The 26,989-nt window shown below is 40.3% G+C and carries 26 protein-coding genes; 14 read left to right on the top strand and 12 right to left on the bottom strand.

Annotation, left to right across the window (positions count from 1 at the left end; all coding sequences use genetic code 11):
* Positions 1-113 precede the first annotated feature (113 nt).
* The 5 genes from L3V77_RS05855 (at position 114) to L3V77_RS05835 (ending at position 4,530) form a co-directional block, all read left to right on the top strand.
* Complete coding sequence (locus L3V77_RS05855; RefSeq protein WP_275136166.1) at positions 114-1,145, top strand: DUF1254 domain-containing protein; 1,032 nt, start codon at positions 114-116, stop codon at positions 1,143-1,145.
* A gap of 159 nt (positions 1,146-1,304) precedes the next feature.
* Positions 1,305-2,249 carry a LysR family transcriptional regulator gene (locus L3V77_RS05850; protein ID WP_275136165.1) on the top strand — a complete coding sequence of 315 codons (945 nt, stop codon included), beginning with the start codon at positions 1,305-1,307 and terminating at the stop codon, positions 2,247-2,249.
* A gap of 83 nt (positions 2,250-2,332) precedes the next feature.
* Positions 2,333-3,484 carry a serine protease gene (locus L3V77_RS05845; protein ID WP_275136164.1) on the top strand — a complete coding sequence of 384 codons (1,152 nt, stop codon included), beginning with the start codon at positions 2,333-2,335 and terminating at the stop codon, positions 3,482-3,484.
* A 62-nt stretch (positions 3,485-3,546) separates the two neighbouring features.
* Positions 3,547-3,924: a MerR family transcriptional regulator gene (locus L3V77_RS05840; RefSeq protein ID WP_275136163.1), complete on the top strand. Its 378-nt coding sequence runs from the start codon at positions 3,547-3,549 to the stop codon at positions 3,922-3,924.
* Positions 3,925-3,954: 30 nt separating this feature from the next.
* Positions 3,955-4,530: an NAD(P)H-dependent oxidoreductase gene (locus L3V77_RS05835; protein WP_275136162.1), complete on the top strand. Its 576-nt coding sequence runs from the start codon at positions 3,955-3,957 to the stop codon at positions 4,528-4,530.
* A gap of 68 nt (positions 4,531-4,598) precedes the next feature.
* Here the strand turns inward: L3V77_RS05835 and L3V77_RS05830 are convergent, their stop codons facing one another.
* A complete protein-coding gene (locus tag L3V77_RS05830; RefSeq protein ID WP_275136161.1) occupies positions 4,599-5,651 on the bottom strand; it encodes an aldo/keto reductase in 1,053 nt (350 codons plus the stop codon).
* A gap of 106 nt (positions 5,652-5,757) precedes the next feature.
* Positions 5,758-7,545: a choline/carnitine O-acyltransferase gene (locus L3V77_RS05825; RefSeq protein WP_275136160.1), complete on the bottom strand. Its 1,788-nt coding sequence runs from the start codon at positions 7,543-7,545 to the stop codon at positions 5,758-5,760.
* A gap of 429 nt (positions 7,546-7,974) precedes the next feature.
* On the opposite strand from L3V77_RS05825, the gene betB reads away from it, so the two are divergent.
* The 5 genes from betB (at position 7,975) to L3V77_RS05800 (ending at position 14,486) form a co-directional block, all read left to right on the top strand.
* Entirely contained in the window at positions 7,975-9,441 is a 1,467-nt protein-coding gene (gene betB / locus L3V77_RS05820) for a betaine-aldehyde dehydrogenase (RefSeq protein ID WP_275136159.1), read from the top strand.
* Between the two features lie 9 nt (positions 9,442-9,450).
* Complete coding sequence (gene betA / locus L3V77_RS05815; protein WP_275136158.1) at positions 9,451-11,127, top strand: choline dehydrogenase; 1,677 nt, start codon at positions 9,451-9,453, stop codon at positions 11,125-11,127.
* 266 nt (positions 11,128-11,393) lie between these two features.
* Entirely contained in the window at positions 11,394-12,611 is a 1,218-nt protein-coding gene (locus tag L3V77_RS05810) for a hypothetical protein (RefSeq protein ID WP_275136157.1), read from the top strand.
* A gap of 282 nt (positions 12,612-12,893) precedes the next feature.
* The gene (locus L3V77_RS05805; RefSeq protein ID WP_275136156.1) at positions 12,894-13,925 is read left to right on the top strand and encodes a hypothetical protein; all 1,032 of its coding nucleotides are present in this window, start codon (positions 12,894-12,896) and stop codon (positions 13,923-13,925) included.
* Between the two features lie 267 nt (positions 13,926-14,192).
* Positions 14,193-14,486: a hypothetical protein gene (locus L3V77_RS05800; protein ID WP_275136155.1), complete on the top strand. Its 294-nt coding sequence runs from the start codon at positions 14,193-14,195 to the stop codon at positions 14,484-14,486.
* Between the two features lie 161 nt (positions 14,487-14,647).
* Here the strand turns inward: L3V77_RS05800 and L3V77_RS05795 are convergent, their stop codons facing one another.
* A complete protein-coding gene (locus L3V77_RS05795; protein ID WP_275136154.1) occupies positions 14,648-14,830 on the bottom strand; it encodes a hypothetical protein in 183 nt (60 codons plus the stop codon).
* A gap of 342 nt (positions 14,831-15,172) precedes the next feature.
* Here L3V77_RS05795 and L3V77_RS05790 point away from each other — a divergent pair, with 342 nt between their 5' ends.
* Together L3V77_RS05790 and L3V77_RS05785 are read left to right on the top strand one after the other, a co-directional pair.
* Entirely contained in the window at positions 15,173-16,051 is an 879-nt protein-coding gene (locus L3V77_RS05790) for an NAD(P)-dependent oxidoreductase (protein WP_275136153.1), read from the top strand.
* Positions 16,052-16,552: 501 nt separating this feature from the next.
* Positions 16,553-16,948 carry a DUF3465 domain-containing protein gene (locus L3V77_RS05785; protein WP_275136152.1) on the top strand — a complete coding sequence of 132 codons (396 nt, stop codon included), beginning with the start codon at positions 16,553-16,555 and terminating at the stop codon, positions 16,946-16,948.
* Positions 16,949-17,067: 119 nt separating this feature from the next.
* On the opposite strand, the gene L3V77_RS05780 is transcribed toward L3V77_RS05785, so the two are convergent.
* The 8 genes from L3V77_RS05780 to L3V77_RS05745 all read right to left on the bottom strand — a co-directional run bounded on the left by L3V77_RS05780 (position 17,068) and on the right by L3V77_RS05745 (position 24,717).
* Positions 17,068-17,583: a YjbQ family protein gene (locus L3V77_RS05780; RefSeq protein ID WP_275136151.1), complete on the bottom strand. Its 516-nt coding sequence runs from the start codon at positions 17,581-17,583 to the stop codon at positions 17,068-17,070.
* Complete coding sequence (locus tag L3V77_RS05775; RefSeq protein ID WP_275136150.1) at positions 17,567-18,265, bottom strand: triose-phosphate isomerase; 699 nt, start codon at positions 18,263-18,265, stop codon at positions 17,567-17,569. The genes L3V77_RS05780 and L3V77_RS05775 overlap by 17 nt, the downstream gene beginning before the upstream one ends.
* Positions 18,249-19,106: a class II fructose-bisphosphate aldolase gene (locus L3V77_RS05770; RefSeq protein ID WP_275136149.1), complete on the bottom strand. Its 858-nt coding sequence runs from the start codon at positions 19,104-19,106 to the stop codon at positions 18,249-18,251. The genes L3V77_RS05775 and L3V77_RS05770 overlap by 17 nt, the downstream gene beginning before the upstream one ends.
* Before the next feature lie 7 nt (positions 19,107-19,113).
* Complete coding sequence (locus L3V77_RS05765; RefSeq protein WP_275136148.1) at positions 19,114-19,398, bottom strand: PTS sugar transporter subunit IIB; 285 nt, start codon at positions 19,396-19,398, stop codon at positions 19,114-19,116.
* 15 nt (positions 19,399-19,413) lie between these two features.
* Complete coding sequence (locus L3V77_RS05760) at positions 19,414-20,772, bottom strand: PTS transporter subunit IIC (RefSeq protein ID WP_275136147.1); 1,359 nt, start codon at positions 20,770-20,772, stop codon at positions 19,414-19,416.
* A gap of 398 nt (positions 20,773-21,170) precedes the next feature.
* Complete coding sequence (locus tag L3V77_RS05755; protein ID WP_275136146.1) at positions 21,171-21,434, bottom strand: HPr family phosphocarrier protein; 264 nt, start codon at positions 21,432-21,434, stop codon at positions 21,171-21,173.
* A 15-nt stretch (positions 21,435-21,449) separates the two neighbouring features.
* Positions 21,450-24,053 carry a sigma 54-interacting transcriptional regulator gene (locus L3V77_RS05750; RefSeq protein ID WP_275136145.1) on the bottom strand — a complete coding sequence of 868 codons (2,604 nt, stop codon included), beginning with the start codon at positions 24,051-24,053 and terminating at the stop codon, positions 21,450-21,452.
* 190 nt (positions 24,054-24,243) lie between these two features.
* On the bottom strand, positions 24,244-24,717 hold the full coding sequence (locus L3V77_RS05745; RefSeq protein ID WP_275136144.1) for a PTS sugar transporter subunit IIA: 474 nt from the start codon (positions 24,715-24,717) through the stop codon (positions 24,244-24,246).
* 155 nt (positions 24,718-24,872) lie between these two features.
* On the opposite strand from L3V77_RS05745, the gene L3V77_RS05740 reads away from it, so the two are divergent.
* On the top strand, positions 24,873-26,102 hold the full coding sequence (locus tag L3V77_RS05740; protein ID WP_275136143.1) for a hypothetical protein: 1,230 nt from the start codon (positions 24,873-24,875) through the stop codon (positions 26,100-26,102).
* Positions 26,103-26,201: 99 nt separating this feature from the next.
* On the opposite strand, the gene L3V77_RS05735 is transcribed toward L3V77_RS05740, so the two are convergent.
* The gene (locus tag L3V77_RS05735) at positions 26,202-26,489 is read right to left on the bottom strand and encodes a hypothetical protein (protein WP_275136142.1); all 288 of its coding nucleotides are present in this window, start codon (positions 26,487-26,489) and stop codon (positions 26,202-26,204) included.
* A 327-nt stretch (positions 26,490-26,816) separates the two neighbouring features.
* Between L3V77_RS05735 and L3V77_RS05730 the strand changes: the two genes are divergently transcribed.
* Positions 26,817-26,975, top strand: coding sequence for a hypothetical protein (locus L3V77_RS05730; protein ID WP_275136141.1), 159 nt, complete (start codon positions 26,817-26,819; stop codon positions 26,973-26,975).
* The last annotated feature ends 14 nt before the right edge of the window (positions 26,976-26,989 follow it).

Genomic DNA, 26,989 nt, shown 5'->3' with positions numbered 1-26,989 from the left:
TCACTTACTGCATACCACCTTATACCTACAAGTCATTGGATGGATAAATTAAATTCAAATAGAGTAACGACCATACCCATTCAAGCTTATCCTTAACTGACGTGAGATCTATTATGAAATCAGTACTTACCTACATTGCTCTGAGTATTATTATCGCGACACCAGCTATAGCAAACGGGAACTCTCAAAAACTCATTCCTATTACTGAAAGTAATTACCCTACGGCAGAGACTCATCGTCAGATGGTTATCGTCCAAGAAAAAACAGGCGGTATTAACAAATTTCAGCACAAGCGCGAATTAACACCTACTGTCAACCAACCCGTCGTGCGAATGAATCGCGACACCTATTACTCTATGGCTGTTGTCAATGTATCGGAAGGGGCAACTTACACAGTACCGGAAGTGCCTGATGGCATGTATGTATCGGTACAACCTGTGACTGAAGACCATAGAATACAAGCAATGACCTATGGGGCAGGCACCTTCAAAGTAACAACGCATACTGGGAATTTTGTCTACCTTGTCGTCCGTCTTGACTCTCGCTTAGATAAAAAGGACGTTGTTGCAATTCAAGACGCCATGAAAATTAACGCAGGTTCATCTACGCCTTTCTCTGCAGACAGGTTCGATTTTGATTCAATCGGAAAAGTCGAAAACAGCCTGAAAGCAAAAATGCCTGAGATTAATGAACGTGATGGTTATGCCGCTCTCAATGGCATGTTTACTTCCCCAACAGATAAAAGCAACGACGAATTTACATTAGAAAAATATCAAGTAGGGGCGGCCATTGGTTGGGGCGGTGCTCAGACCATTGATAATGTGTATGAAGTGTCGGGGAATTATCCAGCGGATACTTGTCATACAGCAACCTTTGAAAACCCTAAAAACAAGGCATTTTGGTCTATTACTGTCTACGACAAAGCCGGTTTTATGTTCAATGATGTCGCCAACATGAATTCACATACGGCCGCTCAGAACGCCAATGGTTCTTACACCGTCTCTTTTGGTTGTGGTGTAAACGCCATCAATAATATCGAAACGAAGAATCCTTCTGGCGTGTTTAATCTTGGTGTACGTCACTACATGCCAAGTGAACAAGTTCGCTCCGGTGAGCTACGTGTATTACCGACAGTAACCAAGTAGCACGAAATAACATTACGTACTAATAGCCATGTTGGTCAACACCACCAACATGGCTCAATCCAAACGGACATTCGTTTTACTCACATTCCTCACCTTTTTAAAATTCACATTCTGACTTATTCTTACAAGCAATTATGCTAAATTTGGATAATGCCTGAAATGAAAAGAAGCGTAGAGTTTGAATTATCTCGTGTTGACCTCAATCTACTGGTGTCACTTAAAGTACTCCTGAAAGAACGCAACGTTTCAAGAGCCGCGGAACAATTGTTTGTATCCCAATCAGCAATGAGTAGGACGTTGGCAAAACTACGAACTATGTTTGCAGACGATCTGTTTATTAGAACCTCAAGTGGTATTTCTCCTACCCCTAAAGCAATAGAATTGGAATTATTGATTGCCCCGCTACTAAGCGACCTACACCACCTAATTGTGCCAAAAGAGTTTGACCCCTCTGATAGTGAAATTACTTTTAATCTATCTGTGCCTACTTACATCGCCTCCTTTTTAATGCCTCGTTTGGCAACAGACATAATGAAAGTAGCACCAAAAGTGTCAATCACAGAATCAAATATTAAGTCCAATCCCTTCCCCTTACTTGATGCTGGTGAGATCGACTTTACTATGCACTACACTCGGGAAAGTAGTCATAAATATTTCTCTGAACACATCGGTAGTATTTATCCCATACTTTACGCGCGAAAGGGACACCCTCTTTTTGACGGTGATGCCCCAAAGATGGTACAGCTACTCAATTACCCTTTCATCAGTATGAATGTTGAAGAGAATCAGTTGAATGCCTTTTCATCACCGATTCAAAAGCTACTCGAGCTTTCTGATACCTTCAAAAAACCCGCCTTAAGAAGCAGTCAGACACAGATACTACTTGAGGTAGCACAATCTACTGACGCCCTATTATTTGGGTCAAATTTGCATCTAAATCATTTCCAAATGTCGTCACAATTACATCCGGTATACTCTTTTGAGCAGCAAACGGAGCTCTATGTAGATCTATTTTTAATTCAACACAAAAGGAACCGAGAAAACGATGCCTATAAATGGTTCAGAACGTTGATGTTAAGTCATTTGCAGGCTGTCTTAAATTGATCCAGCAGATTAATTATAATCTTCAAATTTACTCCACAATCCTTATTCATACTGACTAAGTTTATTCTAAGGGTTATCTCAACATGGTTGGATTTGGTATTAGACTTATTTTTGTCTTGTTTTCCGTCATTCTTAACACGCCAATTTCTGTCGCTTCGAGTATATCTAGCTTCATATATAATGGTGAAGAAACCACCACTGGTACCGACGGAGACTGGCCGTCAATTGCCAGCTTATATTACGATGCAATAGACTATAGCGGTACATATGGCCTATATTGTGGCGCATCTATTCTTGATAATGAGCATGTACTAACTGCTGCACATTGCTTGTTTGATGGAAATGGTTCTTTAAACGAAGAGTATCTCGTTTATACCTCGGTTGTCCCACAGATGGAAAATGAACAAGAATTTATAGATGCAACAGTACAAATTATTAGAGCCTCTGAATTCTACGTACACAGTGATTATGACGACACTTCCTATAACGATGATACCTCATGGCCAAATGATATCGCGGTGATAAAACTTGTTGAAACGATGAACATAAGTGACGCCGATTATATCACTCGCGCAACAGGTACTCAGTCCGTAGAATATCGCTCTATAGGTGAAAAATTTGTCGCCGTAGGCCATGGATTGACTGAATCAGGTGACGAAGAAGAGCTGCTTCAAACAACGTTAACTTATAACACTGCGAACCTATGCAGTTTCGACAACATCAGCGAATCACAGCTTTGCATGTCTGGCGAGGAAAACGATGACACAGGTGTAAATAACTCCACTTGTTCCGGTGACTCTGGTGGGCCACTATATTGGTACGATGATAGCAACGCTAAATATGTTCAAGCGGGTATCACAAGTTACGGCTGGACTAGTTGTTACAACGCAACAACCAACGACACATCCGTATTTACCGAGGTGTCAGATTATGAAAATTGGATATCTGAAGTGCTTGCTGGAGAAGTAACGCCAGATTACACAATAACAGGCGATCAGCGAGACGCTTATGAGATAAACGATGACGAAACCTCAGAGCCCAATTCAACGGTTTCTACCACATCATCAAGTGGTGGCAGTGTGCCTGTCGGTTCTCTGATCTTCTTGGCGTTAATTGCATTGAAGCGAAAAATCAAAGTCGTTGCCGACACCAACTTTGATGCGATGCAATACTCCATTGCATATGAAAACATCGAGAAAATTGAAGCTTTATTACCTTATTTACAACCGTCTTAAATCACTCAGAAGAGAGCGACAAGGATAATAAGTTAAAACTCGAATACAAAGAGTGCAAAAATATGTTTATTGGTGAGGTCTCAAAAAGAACCGGATTATCCATAAAAGCGATCAGATTCTACGAAGAGAGAGGACTTATTCGGTCGCCATTGCGGCAAGGCCGTTACCGAGTCTACACGAACACAGATATTGAGATTCTCGGTCTAATTTCTGAGGCTAAAAAACTGGGTGTTACATTAGCGAGATTAAAAAACGTGATCGTTTACCATGATGGCGAAATCGACTGGGCTCGCATCAACCAATTTCTTATAGAAGTCAAAAATGAACTGCAGGCAGAGATGTTGGCTATCTCTCGTAAGGTAAGAAATGTGGAGAAATGCATCGATGCGATGAATTTTTCTTCTAATACGCTTGACTCTTCCCTTAAGGGGAGAGAATAAAATATTCGTCACTACTTAAATAAGGAAGTAATGATGAGAAATATTCTATTAATGAACGGCAATCCAAAAGAAGCCAGTTTTGCCAAACAGTTGAGTGATACCTATGAGGACGAAGCGAGTAAAAAGTATCAAGTGTCTCGCTTCAATCTTTCAGAGATGAATTTTAATCCAAGCTTAGAGAATGGTTACGACGAGATACAACCATTGGAACCGGGTCTAATTGAGTTTCAACAATCCGTTCTAATAGCAGACCATATTGTTATCGTTGCGCCGATTTGGTGGGGGGGATTACCCGCGAAATTGAAAGGCTTATTTGATCGCACGTTTTTGCCAGGATTTGCATTTAAATTTGAAGATGACAACCCAGAACCCGTGCAGTTACTGAAAGGTAAAACCTCAAGGCTCATCTTAACGATGGACGCACCGTCTGACTATGCAACAGAACAAGCACAACCCATCATGCAACAACTGGATCAGTTTACGCTTCAATTTAGTGGGGTTAGCAAGGCCGAACATAACTTATTTGGCTCGGTTATTTTATCAGACCGAGAGCAACAACATAATTGGCTTCAAACCGTTAAAGATGTGGCTGCAGTAGGTAGATAATGTCTAAAAGAGCAGCGGATCAATTCGATGCTCTTTTCTACATCACCTTAATTCGACACTAGAAAGGCTTAATACGGCGCTGGGTAGGTTCTCAATACACCATCAATATTCGTCAATATTTCTTGATTTAACGGCTTAGAAAAAGCACGAATGTTTTCTTTAAGCTGATCCATAGATGTCGCACCAATAATTGTAGAGGTAACACCATCTACTTGGTTACACCACGCTAACGCTAACTGACTAGGTGTAAAATCGTGTGCAACTGCAATCGCCATATACTCTTTAATCGCGCTGCCCGCTATTGGCGTATCACGGAAAATCCCATTGCGTTGCATATATGTCCAACGACTGCCTTCTGGACGCTTTCCGTCTAAATACTTTCCACTAAGCATACCACTCGCGAGTGGAGACCAAGGCAAATAAGCAATGTCCTCGTGAACACAATTTTCGATTAGATAAGGCCAATCTTTAGCATGAAGCAAGTTAAACTCATTTTGAATTGCAACCATACGTGGAAGGTCATATTTTTCACTCAGTTTTAGGTAGGTATTGACCCCCCATGGTGTATCGTCTGATAATCCACAGTGACGAATTTTCCCCGCTTTCACACACTTAGCTAACCCTTGCAGAATATCGAGCATCTGCGCCTCTTGTTGTTTGGCGTCAAACTCACTAAAAGAGATTTTATTGGGCAGATGTTTACCAAAATGAGGCGAAGTACGATTCGGCCAATGCAATTGATAAAGGTCGATGTAATCGGTTTGTAACCGTTGGAGGGAGGCATCTACAGCGGCAATAACCGCATCACCAGTGATAGGACCACCTTCTCTCACCCATGGTATACCTGGACCGGCGATCTTAGTTGCGATAATAAGTTCTTTTCGACGATGCGGGTTATCAGCAAGCCAGTTGCCAATAATGGTCTCTGTTTTTCCGTAGGTGTCTGGTGAAGGAGGAACGGCATACATTTCAGCAGTATCGATAAAATTTATTCCCTCACCTATCGCATACTCTATCTGCCGATTTGCATCTTGTTGATTGTTCTGCAGACCCCACGTCATACTACCTAAACATACTCGTGACACCAAGATATCACTGCTACCGAGTTTAGAAAATTCCATTTACATCGTTCCTTTACTTATCATTTAATAAATATTACTGACAATATTTCATATTAAATTCGTTTTGTCTTTAGTTGATAGCCAACTTAATCATGCTTCCTCATCATTACGCTGTTTTTTCACGCATCAATTCTGCCATTTCTATGAGAGATTGTTCGACGTAAGTCACCATTTTATCCAAATTTTCCCGCATTTGAGTTCGACTCGTCATGTTGAAACATATGCCATCGTTTCTCGTAAAATATCGGATCCCGTAACCATCATCGACAATAGGCCCATACCCCGCGAGATCAACACCATATTCGGACGTTGTACTTGTACAAACGACACTATGGGTTAATGCTTGATAGCCCGTATCTGTAAACAATGTTGGTAGCGTATTTAGACCAATAGAACGGCCGGCTATTTTATACCGATACTTTAACGCAAGAAGATGCGTGTATACCCCATTACCAACCCTACACTCATGGGCCCGTGCAATGTGCTTCTGTAGCGCTTGTCGCAGTAAGTGTTGTTTTTCTTGCACACTACTGTTTGACGAATCTACATTCCGAATAAACGCCATCGACTCGGGAGTGACGGTGTACAAAACATCGATGCGACCATCAAGAAATGTTCGAGTCATTACAGCCTCATAAGCGCTGTAACATTTACCATACAGCTTATATTCTGCCAACTGTAACGCCAACTGAACAAACGCATCTGGACTCACACCAAATTGTTTTATTTGATTTTTGCCAAAATGAGAAAAATTTAGCACCCTCGTTTGAGTATTGGCCGTATGCTGAATGAATCGGTCGCCTGCGTCTTGTACCATGTGGCACAAAGTATCATCTAGCTCAAATTTAATGTCTTCGACATTCGATGAGACCGCGTTATATTTTGTTTCTTCACGATCGCTTTCGTCAAAAATAACCGCATCAATCGAGTCATATATATGCGCAATCAAACGAAGCATAACCGAACCATCCACCCCGGTATGCTCGAAGTTTATTCCGGTTTTCCCGTTGGCAAACACAATAAATTGTACCGATTTATCAAAATAACGATTGCTGCCTGTACCGTGCAACAATTGTTTTGAGATTTCGGTTATCGCTTCCGGCTTATTCTCATCCAAACACAACGCAAAAACCGCCTCTTCAATAACGGTCATGGCCTCTTTATTGCTCGAAGATATATCGAGCAATTCTGCTCTGCGTTCTGCCCAGAGATCGCGCGGCATTGTAGTTAGCAAGCCTATATTTTGTCCTTTATCCGAGGCAGACAAAATGCATTCAAGATCGAATTCGATAGCAGATGGGGATCGAATATTGCCTTTTTCGTCGATAATATTGATTTTATAGATATGTTGATTCTGCAGGACAATAATATGCTGCCTAGATGAAGACACTTTAAACTCATCGGTTCCATTTTTTGGTATTCTGATTGAAGAGAAAATGTTGCTATATTGATTCATGCAAAGCGGCATCTCTTTTTGCATATCGACATTGAGATCATGTTTGTCAATCAAATCGATAAACCTGTAGACACTAACAATGAAAGCAGCAGCGATAGTCGCTTGTTTACACACCTTTTCATCTAGCTTACTTTTAAGGTAATAAAATACATTGCTATTAATGACCAAAGACCCGCGCGATTCCAGATAGAGATCTTTCCAAGCAGATGCAGACCAATTGGAAATATCATCACGATCACTCCAATCACACAGCTCATTTTGTAGTCTTTCACCTTCTCCACCAGAAAGAAGAAACTGCTCTACAACGATTTTCGCACTTGTTCGCTCTTCTTCTGTCAATAACGGCTCAGCCCACTCTAAAAGCCTATTGCATGTATCGTGTAAATCTGGAACTGGCATTGTCGGCAATGCTTCTTGGCAACTAAATGTGCTCACCATCGATCTTTCAACTCCTACTACAAGATAAATAACTTTTTTTCACCCATCGAACCAAGTTAACTTGATTATTACGGAATCTAACCAAATTAACGACCAGCCATCATGACCTCGATCAAATGATTACAACTCAAATGATTACAACTCAAATGATTTAACTGTAAGTAGTCCAGTTTATTGGTTTAAGGTAAGCGCACTATAAATCAACTAAATATTTTAAAAACAATTAGTTAACTATAGATTAGCAAGTATATAATTAAGTTAATAGTCCAAACCCACTTGATCATTAGAACAATAATAATTAGTATTCTAACTAATTTAGAGTTTACCCGATGTCACGTTCACTTGAAAAAGTGCATTTTCTCTCTAATTTCAACGAATAAATCACTGCAATCCATTTGATGTTGTGGTCTTAAAGTACAAGGAAACTTAATGTCATCGTTAGTTGTTTATCAGAACTATGTACACGGTCAATATCTATCTAATAATACGGGTGAAACATTTGAAGTCATTAACCCCGCGACAGGCCAAATAAGCTACTTAGTTGAGACCGCCAACGAAGTCATACAACAAGCCGTAATAGAAAGTGCTAAATCTGGATTTGCCACATGGTCAAAAATGACGCCGATCGAACGGAGTCGTATTCTCTTAAAAGCCGTCGCTTTATTACGCGACTATAATGACGAGCTTGCCGCAGGTGAAGTACTTGATACCGGCAAACCTTGGCAAGAAGCCTCGGTTGTTGATGTGGTTACCGGTGCAGATTCAATCGAGTTCTTCGCAGGCTTAGCCCCAAGTATAGAAGGCAATCAACAAACTGTTGGTGATGACTTTTATTACACACGCCGCGAACCGCTTGGCATTTGCGCGGGTATCGGCGCGTGGAACTACCCTTTGCAGATCGCTTGTTGGAAAGCTGCACCAGCCTTGGCTTGTGGGAACGCTATGATCTTTAAGCCATCAGAAGAAACGCCGAGAGGTGCAATGCGCTTGGCCGAGATATTCACGCAGGCTGGTTTACCCGATGGTGTGTTTAACGTTGTTCAAGGTGATGGTCGTGTCGGTGCGTGGCTAACAGAGCACGAGGACATAGCAAAAATTTCATTCACTGGGGAAGTGGGTACAGGTAAAAAGGTCATGGCTGCCGCCGCCAACTCACTTAAAGAAGTGACCATGGAATTAGGTGGGAAATCTCCTCTAATCATCTTTAATGATGCTGACATAGAAAATGCAATATCTGCTGCCATGCTCGGCAACTTCTATACGCAAGGTGAAGTTTGTACTAACGGTACACGTGTATTTGTTCAACAAGACATTTACCCGCATTTTATTAAACGTCTCATTGAGCGTACCGAACAAAATATTATCTGCGGCGACCCAATGAATGCAGAAACCAATTTCGGGGCTCTCATTTCAAAAAATCATCAGCAAAAAGTGCTCGACTACATTGAAATTGGCAAATCTGAGGGTGCAACACTTCTTACGGGCGGAACCGCCCTGCAACCAGAAGATTGTCCTAACGGATATTTTGTTGCTCCGACCGTTTTCACCGACTGCACCGATGAAATGACCATCGCGAAAGAAGAAATCTTTGGCCCTGTCATGTCGGTACTCACATTTGCCGATGAGGACGAAGTAATTCGTCGTGCAAACAGCACACGCTTAGGATTAGCGGCTGGCATATTTACCCAAGACATTAGTCGTGCCCACCGCGTTATTCATCAAATACAAGCAGGGATTTGCTGGATCAATGCTTATGGTGCTTCACCTGCAGAAATGCCGGTAGGTGGCTATAAAATGTCTGGCATCGGACGAGAAAATGGCAGTGAGACCTTAAAAGCATACACTCAAATCAAGGCCGTATATGTTGGTATGCAATCACTTGATAGCCCGTTTTAAGGAATGACAATGACCAACGCAAATTATGACTACATCATTGTAGGGGCAGGAAGCGCGGGGTGCGTACTCGCGAACCGTTTATCCGCCGACCCAAGCAATAACGTCTTGTTACTAGAAACAGGCGGCAGTGACAAAAGCATTTTCATTCAGATGCCCACAGCATTATCTATCCCGATGAACACAGAAAAATACGCTTGGCAATTTAAGACCGAAGCTGAACCGTTTTTGGATAACCGTCATATGCACTGCCCTCGCGGAAAAGTGTTAGGAGGGTCTTCATCCATCAACGGCATGGTCTATGTGCGCGGTCATGCCCGTGATTTCGACGAATGGCAGAAACATGGAGCAGTTGATTGGGACTATTCGCATTGCCTACCCTATTTCAAAAAAGCGGAAACATGGTCATTCGGTGCTAACGACTATCGAGGCGACCTCGGCCCTCTAGCGGTAAATAACGGCAACAATATGAAAAACCCGTTATATCAAGCATTTGTTGAAGCGGGTAAAGATGCAGGGTATTTGGCCACGGCCGATTACAATGCCGAACAGCAAGAAGGGTTTGGTCCAATGCACATGACGGTAAAAGATGGTGTCCGTTGGTCAACAGCAAATGCCTATCTGAAACCAGCCTTGAAGCGTAATAACTTGACGGTGGTTACTCACGCGCTTGTGCACAAAATTCTGCTCGAAGGTAAAAGCGCCATTGGTGTTCGATACGAACGCAAGAATCAAATAATTGATATACGTTGCAATAAAGAAGTGGTGCTTTCCGCTGGCTCAGTTGGTTCCCCTCATATACTACAACTATCTGGTATAGGTGCATCTGATACATTAAAAAATGCCGGAATTGAACAGGTTCATGAATTACCGGGTGTGGGCGAAAACCTTCAGGACCACCTAGAGTTTTACTTCCAGTTTAAATGCTTAAAACCAATATCATTGAACGGAAAACTTGGCCCATTTAGCAAATTGTTAATTGGTACTCGCTGGATATTCGACAAGTCCGGACTTGGTGCAACCAATCATTTTGAGTCTTGTGGGTTTATCCGTTCTAAAGCAAATTTAGAATGGCCAGATCTCCAATATCACTTCTTGCCCGCCGCGATGCGATACGACGGTAAAGAAGCTTTTTCAGGTCATGGTTTTCAGGTTCACATTGGCCATAACAAACCCAAAAGCCGAGGTACCATTAAGGTTTCGTCAAACGACCCTCATATTGCCCCGAAAATCCAATTTAATTATCTGTCTCACCAAGATGACATCGAAGGGTTTAGAGCCTGCGTACGTCTGACTCGCGAGATCATAAATCAACCTGGACTAGACGAATATCGGGGCGAAGAAATTCAGCCCGGGCTAACCGTGAAGACCGATTCAGAGATCGATCAGTTTGTTAGACGCTCTGTTGAAAGTGCCTATCATCCGTCTTGTTCCTGCAAAATGGGTGAAGACTCAATGTCCGTAGTGAACTCTGAAACCAAGGTTCACGGTATCGACAGTCTACGCGTTGTTGATTCTTCAATATTCCCCACTATCCCTAACGGTAACCTTAATTCACCGACCATTATGGTCGCTGAGCGCGCCGCGGATATTATTTTGGGGAAAGAGCTATTAGAACCAAGTACGGCTCAGGTGGTTACTGCATCGGATTGGCAAACAAGCCAGCGATTACAAAACCCTAAGCGATAAACATTTACCCTAACCAAGGAGTGCATTCACTACCCTATACCTAACGAAAACATTCGTTCATAGAAAGTATGATTAATACGACCAACTTATGCGATGTTCGCAAATGGTCGCCGTAACTATGTTCAATTTATCAGGTTTTAACTATCGTCAAAACGATACTTAAGGCCTGATGGCACGTGCCGTCTTAAAAAATTGGGACATAGCATCAAAACATAAATCAAGGAAATAATTATGTTTGCTCGTATCAACCCCACGGAGGCCAAATAATGACTACTTGGTTATCCATAGGTATTTTATTTACCTTTGCCGCTATCGTGTTTGTCCTTTACCGTTGGGGCAACATGAAGTGTATTGGCGTCACTCCCGTGCGCAAATTTACCTTTATCGCCATCCTCTTTACCTCTGGTTTAGACGTTGGACTGATCATGTTCCCACTAACCGAGTTCGCTGGTTATGCCGATTTAGCCACCAGCCCTGAATACTCTTTTACTAATCCGTTGGCCATAGAGTTTGGCTTTTGGGCATTCTTCATTTGGGCCTTCTATTTCTTAACCTGTTTTTACTTCTGTGTTATTGAGCCAAGGGTCAAATTCTTCGAGATACCGTTAATCAAACTGATTAATAACATGGTTATTATTGGTACGTGCGCGTTTACCGCTTACCTATTGCTGGTTAACTTGCCGTGGTATCTACCCGAGTTAGGTGATGGAGAGACCATCATAGGTAGCTTCTATTTAGTGGTACTTGCCATCATTGCTGTCGCCGTGTACTCAAGTACAAGTATCCGCTACGTCAGAATTCTAAGCTTAGGAAGCAGTTGGTTATTCATGGGCTTGATCGCGTTGATGTGGTCTGGTGCATTTTTATCGGATAATTCTAGTGTTGGCGAATTTTTTACCACACTAAGTCTTTTAGGCGGTTACTTTACTAATCTGCATAAATTTGTATTACCGCTTAACGACTACCACGAATTCTACCTTTATTGGTGGTTTGCATGGAGCATCATGATCGGCCAATTTACCGCTCGTTTTGTCAGTGGTCTCAAAACCTACCAAGTATTGGTTTCTATGATGGTATTCCCGTCTATTCCAATCGCTATTTGGTTCAGTGTTCTTTATTACTACAGCGCCAACGCAATACCTGTTGCTGGCTTCTACAACCTCGCAATGGTCTTGGTTGGGATGACATTTGTTATCAACTCACTTGATTCATTGGTTCGTTTATATACCGACAACCTAAACCTAACAGTACAGCGGTTTGGTAAAGTACGCTACATGATCGGTAATGTGGTTTTACTCAGCGGATTAACACTGCTATTCAAATTAGATTTCCTTCAGATTCAATGGGTCGGAGCATTGGCAATTGCGTTAATTTTAGGTTGCTTTGGATATATTTTATTGTATCACTTTCGTAAAGTTAGCGAGATTGAACGTTCACCTAAAGGGAACGATATCGATTTCAACAAGATTGAATTGATCAACTAGTACATTGCGATAGGTATCGTTTATCCGACACCTATCGCTCATTTTTAACTTAACTAATAATCTATAAAATCAACACGATTAACCTCTTACACCATCCATTTATCAAAAACTCACACCCCGTTTCGTTAGACTATATGTCCCATTGGCATTTCTCGCTCCATATTTTTCATTATCAGCTAATTCCTACATACCATATTTCTCATTTTCATTACCATCACTGCCATCGATAAGCGTCTGCGACACAAGATGTGAATTCCATTTGAATATTGAGAGCAGTTCTCTATGAGTAAGTACAACTCCATACCAAATCTAGGCTACATCGCTATCATTTTAGTATTAGCTGGATGCCATTCAAATTCTGAAACCTATAGCAACGCAACTGATAACAAAGATTTGCCACCTACTAGTATTGTGGTCGATTCGTCACTCTATGAGATTGTTATTGCACCTACCTCACTTACCTATATTCCTATGGTAAAACTGTCGACACAAACAAACTATCAAGCAATTGGAAAGTATTCAGATGGAACCGAAGTTGACATTACTGACGAGGTGGACTGGTCAATAACCTCTTCGGATATTGCTGACATTCACTCGGGTCATATATCCCCAAAGAATGAAGGCAGTACCCGCGTGATTGCAAAATTAGATGGCATTGTCAGCGACGAAGCCAACCTTACTGTTACCGCATCATCAGTGTGTAATCATGACGTTAACTTACCATTGGATGACGCTTCGATTATACCCGGAGGCGGTATCAATGATGTTAATATCGACGCGGCGGGTGGTTGTTTGAAGATAGCGTCAGCGACCGTAGCAGGAAAAACCTTATTATTCACATCGACACCCAGCGTTGCTGTATTACAAAGGCTCGGGTATAAACAAAGCATGGGCATAGATAGTGCTAACGATGGACGCAATTACTCAGCCACTGTTCAAGATAGTGCCTATGGCGAAGCATTTGGTCTATTTGACCAAAGAAACATAGCGGGTAGTCATGGTATCAACGGTCAATATGATCGTTGGTGTACCGATTTAGCACGAATGAAATTCGCTGGAAAAACAGACTGGAAAACAGCAACGATTGCAGAAATTGGTAGCCACGATGCATCTAAGAACCCCGCATTAGAAGGCTTATTCCAAGACAAAGGCGACATGGCAACGTTAGGTTGGCCCACTGATGCGCCTTACTGGTCAAACACGCAAAGCGCTTCACCATCTAATTACGACACGATGCTTCTATCTAACGGTTCGACTTTTTCAGGAGGAGCGAGTTACACAAGTTACGTTTCATGTGTCTCCGAGGGTGAATAAGGCATAGCTTAGGGGACGGGTACTTATTTGTTGTTTGATATCTATCGAGAGTGCTTCTATCAAAGCGAAAGTAGATCAAAATAAAAGACCTCGATATTAAGGTCAATTTGGTCATTAGACTCTGGCAACAATTAACCATTTTTTGAAGGATGCTACATTTCTACAATCCCAAAATGAAAGCTGATTATGTTGTGAGGTTAATCTCATACTTAACATGAAGAGTATGATTTCATAATTACCCCAACAAAAATTGGATAGGATAATTCAATGGAACGAGTAGCAACAAGATTGGATGATTGGAATTTATACAAAGCGGGCGAACAGTACTTCGAATCACAAATAAAACTGACTAGCGAACAATTAGCGTCTGATGGTGAAGAAGTTCTTACCAATTCAGGTAACCTAAAACAACTTGAATTTAATCAAGATTCAGTCAAAAACTGGTTCAACGACAGTAAAACGGAGGATGATTTTCGAAGAATAATGGCCGCCCTAGAACCAATAATTATTGAGCTTTGGACAGAGAAAAAATTAAGTTCTTGGACAATGGAAATATATTAGTAGACTCTGATTTCACCCAATACCAAAAAGCACTGTTTATTGCAATACAGGCTAGATCAGCCACTACCGTTTAACGTTCTGACCACAACGGCTAAAAATGGCTTGCGTAACTTTAGTTTATCAAGCCTCTAGATCTCACCCTCTAAACGGAGGCATGGCGATTATCTAATGACAGCCAATTTTGGTTGCTCTACTTCTTCATTCCGTTTATTCCAGATATAAATCGGGGCTGAAGAAGCACAATCTGAACAGATCACGTGCAGTTCAACCTCCGCATTGTTCCAAGCACCTCTTTTTTGCTCAACATTTAGCATACAACTTCCACAAAATGGACAATTTTTCATGGCGTTTTTCCTTAAAAACTAAGGGGATTAATAGCAAATATAACCATGCTCAACTGATTCAGATAGAGACATGTGTAGATCAACAATGAAGCGTAGCTCCAAAGATATGAGCAAACCATAACACTGGGTGGGTTAAGGGTGGGTTAATGTCGAGTTGGTATGCTGCTCTTTTGCTAAGCCAAAATAGAGTTTAATTTCTGAATTTCCCGCGATTTATTTCCTCAATACCACTAAGTAACTCAACCTTTCAATAATTTCACATCATTCAAGGATTGCTTAAATACAAGTAGGCGTATACTATATAATAATACAAGCATACAATAAGATATTTAGGAGTTAAACATGACAAAACCAGTTATAGGTTTCATCGGTCTCGGCCTTATGGGCAGCAACATGGTTGAGTGCTTACAAAAAAACGGATTTGAACCGATTGTAATGGATCTTAATAAAGATGCCGTTGCGGCGGTTGTCGCTCGCGGCGCTACCGAAGCAACTTCACCAGCTGAACTAGCCGCGGCTAGCGACATTGTGATGCTTTGCCTCACTACATCAGCTATTGTTGAAAAACTGGTTTATGCCGAAGACGGCATACTCGCTGGCATGAAAGAAGGCTCTGTACTTATCGACTTCGGAACATCTATCCCTGCATCTACTCGTAAGATCGGTGCTGAGCTAGCCAAAAAAGGGGCAGGCATGATTGACGCTCCATTAGGCCGCACACCCGCTCATGCAAAAGACGGATTGCTAAACATCATGGCCTCTGGTGATCCGGCGACCTTCGACAAGGTTAAGCCTGTCCTCGACGTGCTTGGCGAAAATATTTTCAATCTAGGTGCGTTAGGCGCTGGTCACACAACCAAACTAATCAATAATTTTATGGGTATGACTACGGTCTGCACCATGTCTCAAGCTTTCGCTGTGGCTGCCCAAGCTGGTGTTGACCGTCAACAACTGTTTGAGATTATGTCTACTGGTCCGTCAAATTCGCCTTTCATGCAGTTCTGTAAGAACTATGCTGTAGACGGCGTGAGTGACTTAGGCTTCTCTATTGGCAATGCCAACAAAGATCTAGGCTATTTCCTCGAGATGGTTAAAGACTTAGGTACGCGAGCTGAGATTGCTGAAGGTACCTCTGCCAATCTTCAGGCTGCCTTCGATGCAGGCATGGGCAACGGTAATGTTCCAGAAATTTTCGATTATTTCCTTACACTAGAAAAATAATTCGAATGCGACCTTACTATTGTGTTGGAGCGGGTAGTAAAGCAAACACACTCTAGTAAGGTCTGACTCAATATTTATTTTTATCCCGACATTCAACATTTACCTACCGACCTTCCCTTCGATTGCAATTTTTGTCAGCAGACAGTTACGTGAAATCAACCACTGAGATATAAAATAATAACCATATCTGTGTCTATCATATTTAGTACATAGCTATAAGTTACCATTACACGAATTGTAGTTATTACTCCCGATTCGATCCTTATTGAATTTACACGTTTATTGGCATCCGTATCTTTAAACCCTCTTGTCTTATCGTTATCTAAGGTTCCTTGTTATACCGATGTTTAATTTGTCCAGCATACATCCTTACTAACACAAAAATTAGACACCTCTTTTTTATAGGCCCTCGACCCAAGATCAATTTATTGTTGACCATAACCGTTCGGCACTGGCACACTCCGTAACGACATCAAATACAACCAGTAGAAAGGTATTGATATGAAGTTATTTTTGACGATGATCTTGGTTGTATTAAGTGCAACCTCTTTTTTCACTTGGTCCAATGATAGTAAATTACAGCAGGCATTTGAATCACGACAAAGTGATGTACAAGTCCAAGGCGTGGGTACTGTAATTCGTTTATTGGCAGACGATATTAAAGGGGCGAGGCATCAAAAATTTATATTGAAACTGTCTAATCGTCAGACTCTCTTGGTGGCACATAATATTGATTTAGCGCCGCGTATTTCGAACTTAGAAACTGGAGACGTTGTTGAGTTTTACGGTGAGTATGAGTGGAATAATAGAGGTGGTATTATCCATTGGACACATCGCGACCCAAGAAATAAACACAAACATGGCTGGCTCAAACATAATGGTCAGGTGTTCAACTAACCTGTCCGACGAGCAATCAGGTACAATTACGAAACAAGTTACCATACTGATATGAAATCACTCATTAACAGCATGATAACCTGAATCATTGATATCAAAATCTAGAAAAAACTGTAAATCTACTGCCCCATAACCATCACATGACATTTTCGACTACGTTCTCTATTTTGGTCAAAATCAATAAAATAGATATAGCCAACCTCTCCTATCAATGGCACACACTCTTTGACAATAAACTGTTCACTGGGCCCAAAGAACGATGCTCGAATATGAGCGTCTGCATTCAAAATCGTGCCAGAGTCACATGGGTAGTTGGGGTCATTGAGTGACATTAAGAAATCAAGGTGTTGTTGACCTGGGTACCGATAGTCAGCATTTTCCGTCAACTCCCTAGGAATTATTTTATCTAAAATGCGGTTCATATCGACGTGCAGAAATTCATCACCATTAAAATCAAGGTCATGCACAAACTCCTCGAATATAACCGAACAAGTGGTATGTGCCGTTTGAACTAAGACTGTGCCATCAACGATACCGCTCTTTTCAATTATTTTTTTCACTTGGTCGGTAACGTTATGATATGAAACTCGGCCTGCGCATGATTCTATACTCATGGTTTCATGAAATACTTTCATATCTACGCTCCTTTTTTAAGGCTTGCAGCATTGTAAACAATACCGCTTTAGGGTCATCAGCACACACAATACCACTCGTGCCTCCAGTACCTCCAGCTCCAGATTGGATAGCTTTAGACACATCATCTGGCGTACTTATCCCAGCAGCCTGAAGCACTTGTGTATTTGGTGAGATGGCCTTAATCATACTGTTGGTATCTCGCATATATTGAGCATCCGCGGTTTTACCAGTACCAATCAATTCAGTTTGTTCACAAACCATAATATCCGGTTCAAGGTAAGCGATGATTTCAGCGTCTTTTAAACTATCAGCGCACACGATAGTGATCAGCCCAACATCATTGGCTCTTTCTACTGCCTTGGTGAGCTCAGCTAAGGTTAACGGATGTTCGGCATGATTCAAAAACGTCGCTTCTGCGCCTGCATTTCTAACGCTCTCAGGAAGAATATGCCCCATTCCTCTTCCCAGTTTTATTGGATCGATGTGCTGAGCTGTAACGATAAGTCTTGATGTTGCTTGTTTTATAGTCACTATGTCGACATGCTGCGCTGTGAAAAATACATCAATATCCAACTCATTAGCCAATGTGTCCGCATACAGTGCTAATTCCAATGACTCTTTTCCAAAAAGATATGCTTTAGGATTTAGGGTAAAAAACGGAGTACTAAACGTTCGTTTCATTTGATACCTCCCATTTTTTAGTGGCAAAAACCCCAAAACAGTGTCCAAGAGTCTCTTCGTAAGTCTCTGAAACGGCTTGATTCAATACCATCATATCGTCAAATTTTTCTTCATAGATTACGTTATGCGCTGCAGTAATAAAATCCGTAAAAATATTAATTTTGCAGATACCATTCCTGGCACATCTATGTAAATTTTCATCTCCTGACGAAGAACCGCCATGGAGCACTAAAGGTGTTCGAGTTTCTTTTTGTACCTCCTCCAATCGTTCAAAGTTGATTTTGGGGACGCCTTTATAATGACCATGTGCAGTACCAATCGATATAGCTAATGAATCTATACCCGTCTTTTTACAGAATAAATCTGCTTGTTTCGGATCGGTATAGATTGAATCACTCTCCTCTTGTGCCTCGAGACTTTCTCCTGAACCAACATGACCAAGTTCAGCCTCAACAACAACACCATGTGAATGAGCCAAATCAACCACTCGTTTTGTAATGGCGATATTCTCATTAAATTCGCAGGTTGATGCATCAATCATTACCGAGGTGAAACCCAGCATTATCGCTTTTTCAATTGTTTTTTCATCTTCCCCATGGTCTAGATGTAAAGCCACCGGAACGGTTGCATTTCGAGCAAGGTGAAGACCAATGGCAGCAGCGTCTTCAAGCGGCAACACACTGGTGTGAACCTGAGCAAAAGAAAGTATTAACGGCATGTTTAATGATTCTGCTTTCTTAACAAATGCACTTGCCATTCTGTAATCTAAAAAATTAGCAGATGGGACGGCGTAACCGCCCATTTCTGCTTGTTTAAACATCTCTGATGTAGTTACAAGCATAATATCCTCACGATTCAATCTGTTGACGAACAGTCGCGAATAGTTCATCCACTCCCATTCCCGTCAATAATGGTAATCCCATGATCACCTTGTTTTGGATATTAGTAGGGACAAGCGTGGTGCTAATAATAATGTCGTATTCATCAATACGGCCAAGCTCGTCAGCGACTTTACCTTGATAGAGATGCACCTTATTAGACAGACCCGCTTCTTCAAGCCATTCTTTGACTTTATTTGTTACAACCGTTGATGTTGCAACCCCTGTTCCACACATGATCATTAATTTTTTCATAAATCCTCACTTACATTATTGTGCTTCGGTAACACTCTGTTTGCTTTGAGCCTGTTTTTTCGGCAAAATCTTGTTAACGTAAACTAGTCCCGCCAACACGACTGCACCTATACTCAATATACCTGCCCAGCTATATAACTTGGTTAAGCCGATATACATCCACGTGGTCCATAATCCACCTTCAGCCAACGCTGTAATCGTGGTGTTGCCTTGAAGATCAAAATTTGCGGCTACCGCGGCTTGAGTCACTAATGGAGCAACCCAAGATGTGATATACAATATGGTCGCCATGTAAAAGGTGCCTGCAATTACTGTGCGGATAATGTTACCTTTGAAAACCGCTGCCATTAAACAGACCAAGAATGGAATTGTCGCTAAATCACCAAATGGTAAGGTTGTGTTACCAGGTAAAATCACGGCTAGAAAGATAGTAATGGGTACAAGCAAAAGAGATGACGAAAGAACCGCTGGATGTCCAACCGACAACGCAGCATCCAAACCTATATAGAGTTCGCGACCTGGAAAACGTCTTTTTACAAATCCATTCGCAGCTTCGGAAATAGGTGTGAGACCTTCCATAAGCAATGCAACCATTCGTGGCATTAACATCATAACCGCTGCCATTTTCATTGCGAGCTGACCAAGTTGAGCAGCCTCATATCCAGCAAGAAGACCAATGACCAAACCAATCAAGGCACCAATGACTGTTGATTGTCCAAAAATACCAAATTTCTTTTGAATAGTTTCTGAATCCGCTTCCCAGTTTTTGAGAACCGGAATACGATCAAATAACCAATTGAATGGCAGTGCGAAAATGAACCCTGGTATGGCAGTACCGTGAGGGAAAGTTACATTTGGAAAACCATAGAAACGATTAACTATACGACCAAGCAGATCACCAAACAGCAGTATCATCATGATGTAAACACACGTTGCCGCAATACTAATACTCATATCATTCGTTAATGCATATATTAACGACGAAATAAAAGCAGCATGCCAAATGTTCCAAAGATCCACGTTTAACGTACGAGTCAATCCCGCGACAATCAATGCAACATTAAGTGCTAAGCCAATAGGTATAGCGAGTCCGCCTAATGCTGTGCCATATGATATTGCAGCAGCGGCAGGCCAACCAACATCAATTACCGTTAACTCTAAGCCCATGCGTTCAACCATTTGTTGTGCCGCAGGGCCAATACTTTCACCCAATAAACCAATAACTAAGTTCAACCCAACAAAACCTATCCCAACAGTTAACGCCGACATAATAGCCTTGTTAGGCTTCGTTCCTAACATGAGACCAAACACTAAGATTAGGGCAGGTAGTACAACTATCGAGCCCAACCCCATAAACCAATTTAAAAATTCCATAGGTACCTCAATTAATAATAAGCATCTAATAATAGATTTCACCTTCTATATTGCAAATTAGATGCCAAGTAATTACATTATTTTTCAATGACTTATATAGATACACTTATAAATGCCCAGTGTCTGCTAATATATTACGTATTATTCGTATTACTATTTTTTATCCGACTCTAACTTGCCCATTATTTATATACATCATTAATTTAATTTTTGTTCCTCACTTCTTTTAGAAACTCATACATATATAACCAAAGAGAGGCAAAAGTACTAAAAATATCGATAAAAAATAATGTAACTGGTAATAAAAAAGATCACGATCGAATGAATCTATCGTGACCTTTTTTATGTTTATGTTGTATGCTTTTATTTTAAATTCTATAAATGCAGCTACATAGTTTCTATATATTTATTTGAGTGTTAAACACAGCCATCAACGTTTGCATATTTTGGTTTTCATCTCCTCCTGCAACTTCTAGTTCGATTTGTGATCCTCTTTTTATTCCCATTCTGAGTACGGCCATCATGCTCTTTGCGCTACATTTATTACCGTTATGTGTAATGTGAATATCCGAATCCATTTTACTACACGACTTAACTAACGTAGCTGCCGGGCGGGCATGAATCCCGTCACTTGCTGTTATATCAACGATATTTTTAATCATTATTGTTGTTTTCCTTTAACTATGAAATGCAATCTGTGTAATGTAACTTAATTCAATGTCACTAATTTCAATCTTATAAGCGAGCTCTATAAGTTCTATATTCTGTCTAGTTTGTTCTAGCGAAAAATCACCGGCTGGAACCGAAATAGGATTGTCGGCACTATTATGAGTCAGACGTTCAATCATGCCACTAATATGTAAAACAAGCTTGAGCTTGATGTCGTCACTAACCATCGATATATAATCATTACTGTCGATGTAACTCTTTACATGGCGAATAACCTGTTTGGGATTTAAATACATAATGTAATCGGACAGAATATCAAAACAATCATCATATATTGATTGCTCTATGGTTTGATTTTTTAACATTTGAGTAAAAGTAGATTCACCGTGATCTGAAAACAACTCTGATATCGAATAAAACGGTACGTCCAGCTCCGGAGCAACGGTCCCTACTGCAAATAAAATATTACTGTTTTCTAAAACTGATTTGAATGTCACAGAACCTTGCTGAAGATCAGAAAGCCCTAACGTGACTACTTTCACGTCGGTCCTTTCAGACAAAATAATTATGTTTTGCAATTTTTGGGTAATAAATTCGCTCGAACCAATACCTGTAGTACAAATTGAAAGAATTGCGTCAGATTTGACAGTGACACAGGGGCCTTGTTCTTTTTCAAAGTGAGCCCTAAGCTCTTCAATACTATCATCTTCATATAGGGTGCGACGCAATACTTCCAAGGCCAGCGGTGTTGACATATTACTAAAACAGACGGTTTTAATGCCTGTCATGTCATTGATAGATTGGGCAATTGAGGTTGTCGACCCCATATCAGCCAAGATAGCCACGCCTTTCCCTTGGTCGATAGAGCAAATCTTTGACTTAATCTCGTCGAAATGATCCTTAATCGAATGATCCAAAGGGATATCGATAGCTTGCATAAACGTGGTATCAAACAAGGTATTACATACCTTGGCAATATTAGAAGCAACGCCGATACCATGACACACTATAATGACGCCTATTCTTGACTTTATCGTTGACCTAGATCCTTCATTAATAAGTTCAAGCAGTAATTGAACATGATGAGCTGGCAAGAACAGTTGATGTTCGTTACATAGTGTATGAATTCTATGTTCTATGGGAGAATCTCTACATATTTTCGATGCTTTTTCTCCTAGATCCTTATTACAAAAAGAGAGCATATGTAAGTGCATCGAAAGTATACTTATCAAGTTATATCGGATATCAGAAGGATTTATTTCACGAGCTAACGCATTTAATTTTCTACATAAATCGATGATATTGGTATCAACATAACCATTAATTTGCCTCATATCTTGATTAGACAAGCTATACATGGAATGTAGATAGGTATAGTAGTCTGCAATCAATATCTTGCGCTGTTGGTCCGAAGCACACGCTCCAATCGCTTCCAGTTTATCAATAACCTTGATATCGGTCAGTTTTGGGTCGATACCCGTATTAGACAGATATATATCTTGAATTGAAGTTTCTGTGAATTTTTGCTTACTAATCGACATTGGAATATTTTCATTCGAAATCGTTAGAAAATCAGATGTATTATTATCTAATAGAAGCGCATTAGCACAGGTCTGTTTTATGTCGGAGCTCAATTGGCCAATAGCACCAGATGGAAGGTATTTTATTAGGTTATTGATGACCTCCCTCTTTACTATTATATCCTTTTGAATATGCTGAGCTTGCTTTGCGAACAGATAGCGTATTAATTCGAACAGCTCATCAAAACTTTTTTCATTCAACCGAGGTAACGTGATTGTTACAGGTATGCGACGCAAAAATGTTTTCAACAGCGCTTTTTCTGGAGAGACTGTCGTCGCTGAAATCAAAAGTACCTGACATTGAATAAGGTTTTCTGATCCAAGTTTAGAATACGTTTTGTTATCAATAAGAGAGAATAACATTTCCTGTCCATCTGGTGGTAGCCGATGAATTTCATCCAAAAATAGAATGCCTCCATTCGCTTTTGCTACCAACCCCTCACGCTCTTGATCTGCCCCACTATATGCACCTTTTACATGTCCAAAAAGGTGAGAAAGTAATAACTGTGGATTTTGATGATAATCCGCACAGTTGAAATGCACAAAAGGAACACGTTTTTCAGTATGAGTTTGATAAAAGTCATGCATACAATGTGCAAATAACGACTTACCAACACCACTTTCCCCAAATATAATTGAGTGTAAACCATGAGGTGGATAAGCAATTGCAGCTCGAGCTGTTTCAATTGATTTCAGTAAAGAACCTTTCACTCCGATAAGGCTATTAAAGGAAAGAGAATTAGTTTCATTCAATTCAGGGTGGTCCAATCGAATGACACTTTCATCCTCTATATAGTTTTCGAGGTCCAAGCGTTGAATAAGCTTCTGACTGACATAACATACTGGCCTGCTCTTCGTTTTAAATATTATGTTGCGATGCACTAAATCATTCAGAAGACTACTCACATTATTCCGGCGAAGATGAAGTGCATTGGCAATATCTTGAGTCGCAACACCTGAGTAGCCTTTATAGCGGTCAACCATTGACTCTACCGTATAAATATAATTGACAACCTCATTAACCCGTTTCATCCCTGTTCCCTTACACATCATTTTCCAATAACTAGTCATGATTCATATCAATTCATTATCGACAAATTGATACACCATAAATATGGTTCACTTGCTAACATTCAAACATGGTATGCAATCTATCATTGATATAAACAGAATTACATTTCGACGTCTTAGGCTATCTCACTGAAAATAAGTCATATTGAGGTCAGTCACAATAATTACTTATTATATTCAATAACTCTGAAGAACTTTCTACTTCGATCATTTTTTCCAACAATGATTGGTGTTGCACCAATCCCATAATAGCTTGGAGCGTATCTATTTGTTTATCGTCAGAAGAGATTGCCAACATAAATATCACTTGCACCTTTAAGATAGAGTCTTCTGTGCCCATTGCCACAAATGCAACTGGGTTCTCAAGTGTCGCCACCGCTATCCCGTCATGAAGAACATGTTGACGATCGGTATGAGGAATAGCAACGCAAATATTGCCCGTATCAAGACCGGTTGCGTAAACATTTTCTCTAGCTATGACTGCATCTCGAAAACTATCCTTAACAATTCCTTGCTCTTGCAACCTATCAGCTAAGCGACCTATAACTTCATCCTGAGAAGAACAGTTTAATTTAACTAAAACGTTGTCAGATCGAATTTTTGAAGTAAGTATGTTGTGACTCATGTATCCCTCATATAACATCATTAAAAGTTCCACTCAATATAAAGCAAATAACATGCCACCAATATACCAATAAAAACAACAAGTTAGATTAGACAGTTCCCTTATTTTATGTATGGGTATACTATTTGGGTAATATAATAGAAGAGGATCGAGTCATGCATCTGCTCTCAGCCGTCGGTACTTTCATAAAACCTTTAGCATTAAAGTTTTCAAATAATCGTTACCATCTTTTTTATTTATTCAGTCCTACTAACCAAATCACGGACAGAAGTGTTGGTCACGCTGTGTCATTAGATATGGTGCATTGGGAACATCAGTCAGTAATTTTACTCAATGCGAATGCCTATCATCCCATTGGTATTTATTGTGACGTCAACAATGTACTTGGCAGATTTCCCGGTATCTCTAATGAAAACTATATGGTTTTTTATCACAATGACACCGGAACCCTTTGTGCCAACTATTGGGACTATGATGATAAAATTTGGCCATTATTACAGGATGCACCGTTGCCTTTTGACCCCAAGATAGAAGGTGCGGTGATAGGCATTGCCAATGATACCGTTAGCTGCACACAAGCATCGTTGTTAAAAAGTTCAGACTCTCTGGTACTTTACATCTATTCTTCGGAAAATAAGATAATTACGAAAACCACAGTGGATGGACTATTACCACAGGATGTAAAGAGTGTTCGCCTTGACGTAGGCAAGTCATTATCCGATGGTGATAATTTAGTCATACTTCTTACTGCATATATCCAAAGCTCTAATAGAAAGTCTTATATCAAATATCATCTCTGTGACAACAAATTAATAGAGGTAGTGCGTACAAGTGAATTAGGTACTACGCGAAGAATGTTAAGTTTAGCTTCGGGTCGGATTTTAGAATTTGGTGTTTCGGATGGTGCTAGAGAATTGATGACTTTACCATGCGAAGTATATATTAATAATTCTGGCTTGATTCGCAACGAGCCCTTGGAAGTTCTAAATTGTTTTAGTCAATCAATGCCTTTAGAATCTGGTTCGTTTACTCCGATAGCCAATACATTTCGAATAATTATGGCATGCCACTCTTTAATTGAAGGTCAGTCAATAACACTGGCTTTATTCGCTAACCAATCACCGTTACTTGAAGTTAGAAAGTTGGCCAACAATTTAATAGCATTAACTTTTGGCTATGATGCAGAGGCCTACAGCCATATTGGAACAGTCACTGATTTAGAAGTTCTCGTCGATGGAGGTATTGTTGAGTTTAGAAATAACAATCAACCAGTATTCGTACTGAACTTTGGTAAAGTTAATAGTATTACACCATCCATTGTTATTTTTCCACCACAGGTTAAGGTGACAATTGCTAGCCTATTTCCTGAGATAAAAAAAGACTAACCCACTGATTATCTATGATCCTAACTTCATATTTAGTTGCGTTGGGATCATAAGAAAAATGAGAAAAAATACACACCTTAAGGTGGCTAATCTTGTTAACTACAAACTATACATAACCACAACGACTGAGGTGCTTATGTTTTTATTTCCGTTGTTATCCCCTTTATATTGAATAATATACTCTCTATTAATGGCAACATTATTGGCCCCATCATTGATAAGCATTTCCGCGTTACTTTGAATATCTTCTGATTTTATCGTCGAAAACAAATCTGGTTGATATAGAAGTGTAATAACGCCTTCCCATGATACTGAAACGGATTTTGCACTAACATTCGTCGAGGACAAAATTATACAGAACAACAACCCCTTAAATAAAATATTCATAACCACCTTCCTAATTATTTTTAAATAACATCCATATTCATGTGGCCGTTCTTCGTACTATGCATAATGAAAAATAAACCACTACTTAAATGCTAGTCTTATTGGCAAGTATAATCAATATTTTTATTATGAATGCTAATTTATAAATTAGATTAAATAATAATAGTAGTAGCGCTTAAATTTATCGCACAGCTCATCTATATAATATAAGTCAATGAGTAATGCTAGATGTTAGACTTTCGTCTTATTGAGAAAATGACTCGTTAAGCGTAGATTCGAAGCAGCGTAAGATTGCAACTGCAGTTCGCTTTGATAAGGAATAGAACAATGGTTGAGAATACCAATTTTCAAATGGCGATCGACTTACTTTGTTGTCACCTAGGGATCACGGAAAAAGAAGCCAAAGAACAACTAGGTATTGGCGAGGACCAATTACTTCATAAGCAAATATTGGATACCCAACGCACTCTGTCGGATGGGGTTTAGTTCCGAAAAATAAA

The sequence above is a fragment of the Vibrio sp. DW001 genome, from assembly GCF_029016285.1.
Lineage (GTDB): Bacteria > Pseudomonadota > Gammaproteobacteria > Enterobacterales > Vibrionaceae > Vibrio.
The sequence above is the reverse complement of the archived record's forward strand: the minus strand, read 5'-3'. Positions and strand labels throughout refer to the sequence as shown.

What these genes read in the sequence shown, in the direction of transcription:
- L3V77_RS05810 (WP_275136157.1), top strand. Translation starts at nt 11,394, where the DNA reads ATGACTACTTGGTTATCCATAGGTATTTTATTTACCTTTGCCGCTATC.
- L3V77_RS05745 (WP_275136144.1), bottom strand. Translation starts at nt 24,717, where the DNA reads ATGAGTCACAACATACTTACTTCAAAAATTCGATCTGACAACGTTTTA.
- L3V77_RS05790 (WP_275136153.1), top strand. Translation starts at nt 15,173, where the DNA reads ATGACAAAACCAGTTATAGGTTTCATCGGTCTCGGCCTTATGGGCAGC.
- L3V77_RS05845 (WP_275136164.1), top strand. Translation starts at nt 2,333, where the DNA reads ATGGTTGGATTTGGTATTAGACTTATTTTTGTCTTGTTTTCCGTCATT.
- L3V77_RS05825 (WP_275136160.1), bottom strand. Translation starts at nt 7,545, where the DNA reads ATGGTGAGCACATTTAGTTGCCAAGAAGCATTGCCGACAATGCCAGTT.
- L3V77_RS05740 (WP_275136143.1), top strand. Translation starts at nt 24,873, where the DNA reads ATGCATCTGCTCTCAGCCGTCGGTACTTTCATAAAACCTTTAGCATTA.
- L3V77_RS05830 (WP_275136161.1), bottom strand. Translation starts at nt 5,651, where the DNA reads ATGGAATTTTCTAAACTCGGTAGCAGTGATATCTTGGTGTCACGAGTA.
- betA (WP_275136158.1), top strand. Translation starts at nt 9,451, where the DNA reads ATGACCAACGCAAATTATGACTACATCATTGTAGGGGCAGGAAGCGCG.
- L3V77_RS05785 (WP_275136152.1), top strand. Translation starts at nt 16,553, where the DNA reads ATGAAGTTATTTTTGACGATGATCTTGGTTGTATTAAGTGCAACCTCT.
- L3V77_RS05780 (WP_275136151.1), bottom strand. Translation starts at nt 17,583, where the DNA reads ATGAAAGTATTTCATGAAACCATGAGTATAGAATCATGCGCAGGCCGA.
- L3V77_RS05795 (WP_275136154.1), bottom strand. Translation starts at nt 14,830, where the DNA reads ATGAAAAATTGTCCATTTTGTGGAAGTTGTATGCTAAATGTTGAGCAA.
- L3V77_RS05805 (WP_275136156.1), top strand. Translation starts at nt 12,894, where the DNA reads ATGAGTAAGTACAACTCCATACCAAATCTAGGCTACATCGCTATCATT.
- L3V77_RS05730 (WP_275136141.1), top strand. Translation starts at nt 26,817, where the DNA reads ATGGTTGAGAATACCAATTTTCAAATGGCGATCGACTTACTTTGTTGT.
- L3V77_RS05850 (WP_275136165.1), top strand. Translation starts at nt 1,305, where the DNA reads ATGAAAAGAAGCGTAGAGTTTGAATTATCTCGTGTTGACCTCAATCTA.
- L3V77_RS05765 (WP_275136148.1), bottom strand. Translation starts at nt 19,398, where the DNA reads ATGAAAAAATTAATGATCATGTGTGGAACAGGGGTTGCAACATCAACG.
- betB (WP_275136159.1), top strand. Translation starts at nt 7,975, where the DNA reads ATGTCATCGTTAGTTGTTTATCAGAACTATGTACACGGTCAATATCTA.
- L3V77_RS05775 (WP_275136150.1), bottom strand. Translation starts at nt 18,265, where the DNA reads ATGAAACGAACGTTTAGTACTCCGTTTTTTACCCTAAATCCTAAAGCA.
- L3V77_RS05800 (WP_275136155.1), top strand. Translation starts at nt 14,193, where the DNA reads ATGGAACGAGTAGCAACAAGATTGGATGATTGGAATTTATACAAAGCG.
- L3V77_RS05755 (WP_275136146.1), bottom strand. Translation starts at nt 21,434, where the DNA reads ATGATTAAAAATATCGTTGATATAACAGCAAGTGACGGGATTCATGCC.
- L3V77_RS05835 (WP_275136162.1), top strand. Translation starts at nt 3,955, where the DNA reads ATGATGAGAAATATTCTATTAATGAACGGCAATCCAAAAGAAGCCAGT.
- L3V77_RS05735 (WP_275136142.1), bottom strand. Translation starts at nt 26,489, where the DNA reads ATGAATATTTTATTTAAGGGGTTGTTGTTCTGTATAATTTTGTCCTCG.
- L3V77_RS05760 (WP_275136147.1), bottom strand. Translation starts at nt 20,772, where the DNA reads ATGGAATTTTTAAATTGGTTTATGGGGTTGGGCTCGATAGTTGTACTA.
- L3V77_RS05855 (WP_275136166.1), top strand. Translation starts at nt 114, where the DNA reads ATGAAATCAGTACTTACCTACATTGCTCTGAGTATTATTATCGCGACA.
- L3V77_RS05840 (WP_275136163.1), top strand. Translation starts at nt 3,547, where the DNA reads ATGTTTATTGGTGAGGTCTCAAAAAGAACCGGATTATCCATAAAAGCG.
- L3V77_RS05770 (WP_275136149.1), bottom strand. Translation starts at nt 19,106, where the DNA reads ATGCTTGTAACTACATCAGAGATGTTTAAACAAGCAGAAATGGGCGGT.
- L3V77_RS05750 (WP_275136145.1), bottom strand. Translation starts at nt 24,053, where the DNA reads ATGAAACGGGTTAATGAGGTTGTCAATTATATTTATACGGTAGAGTCA.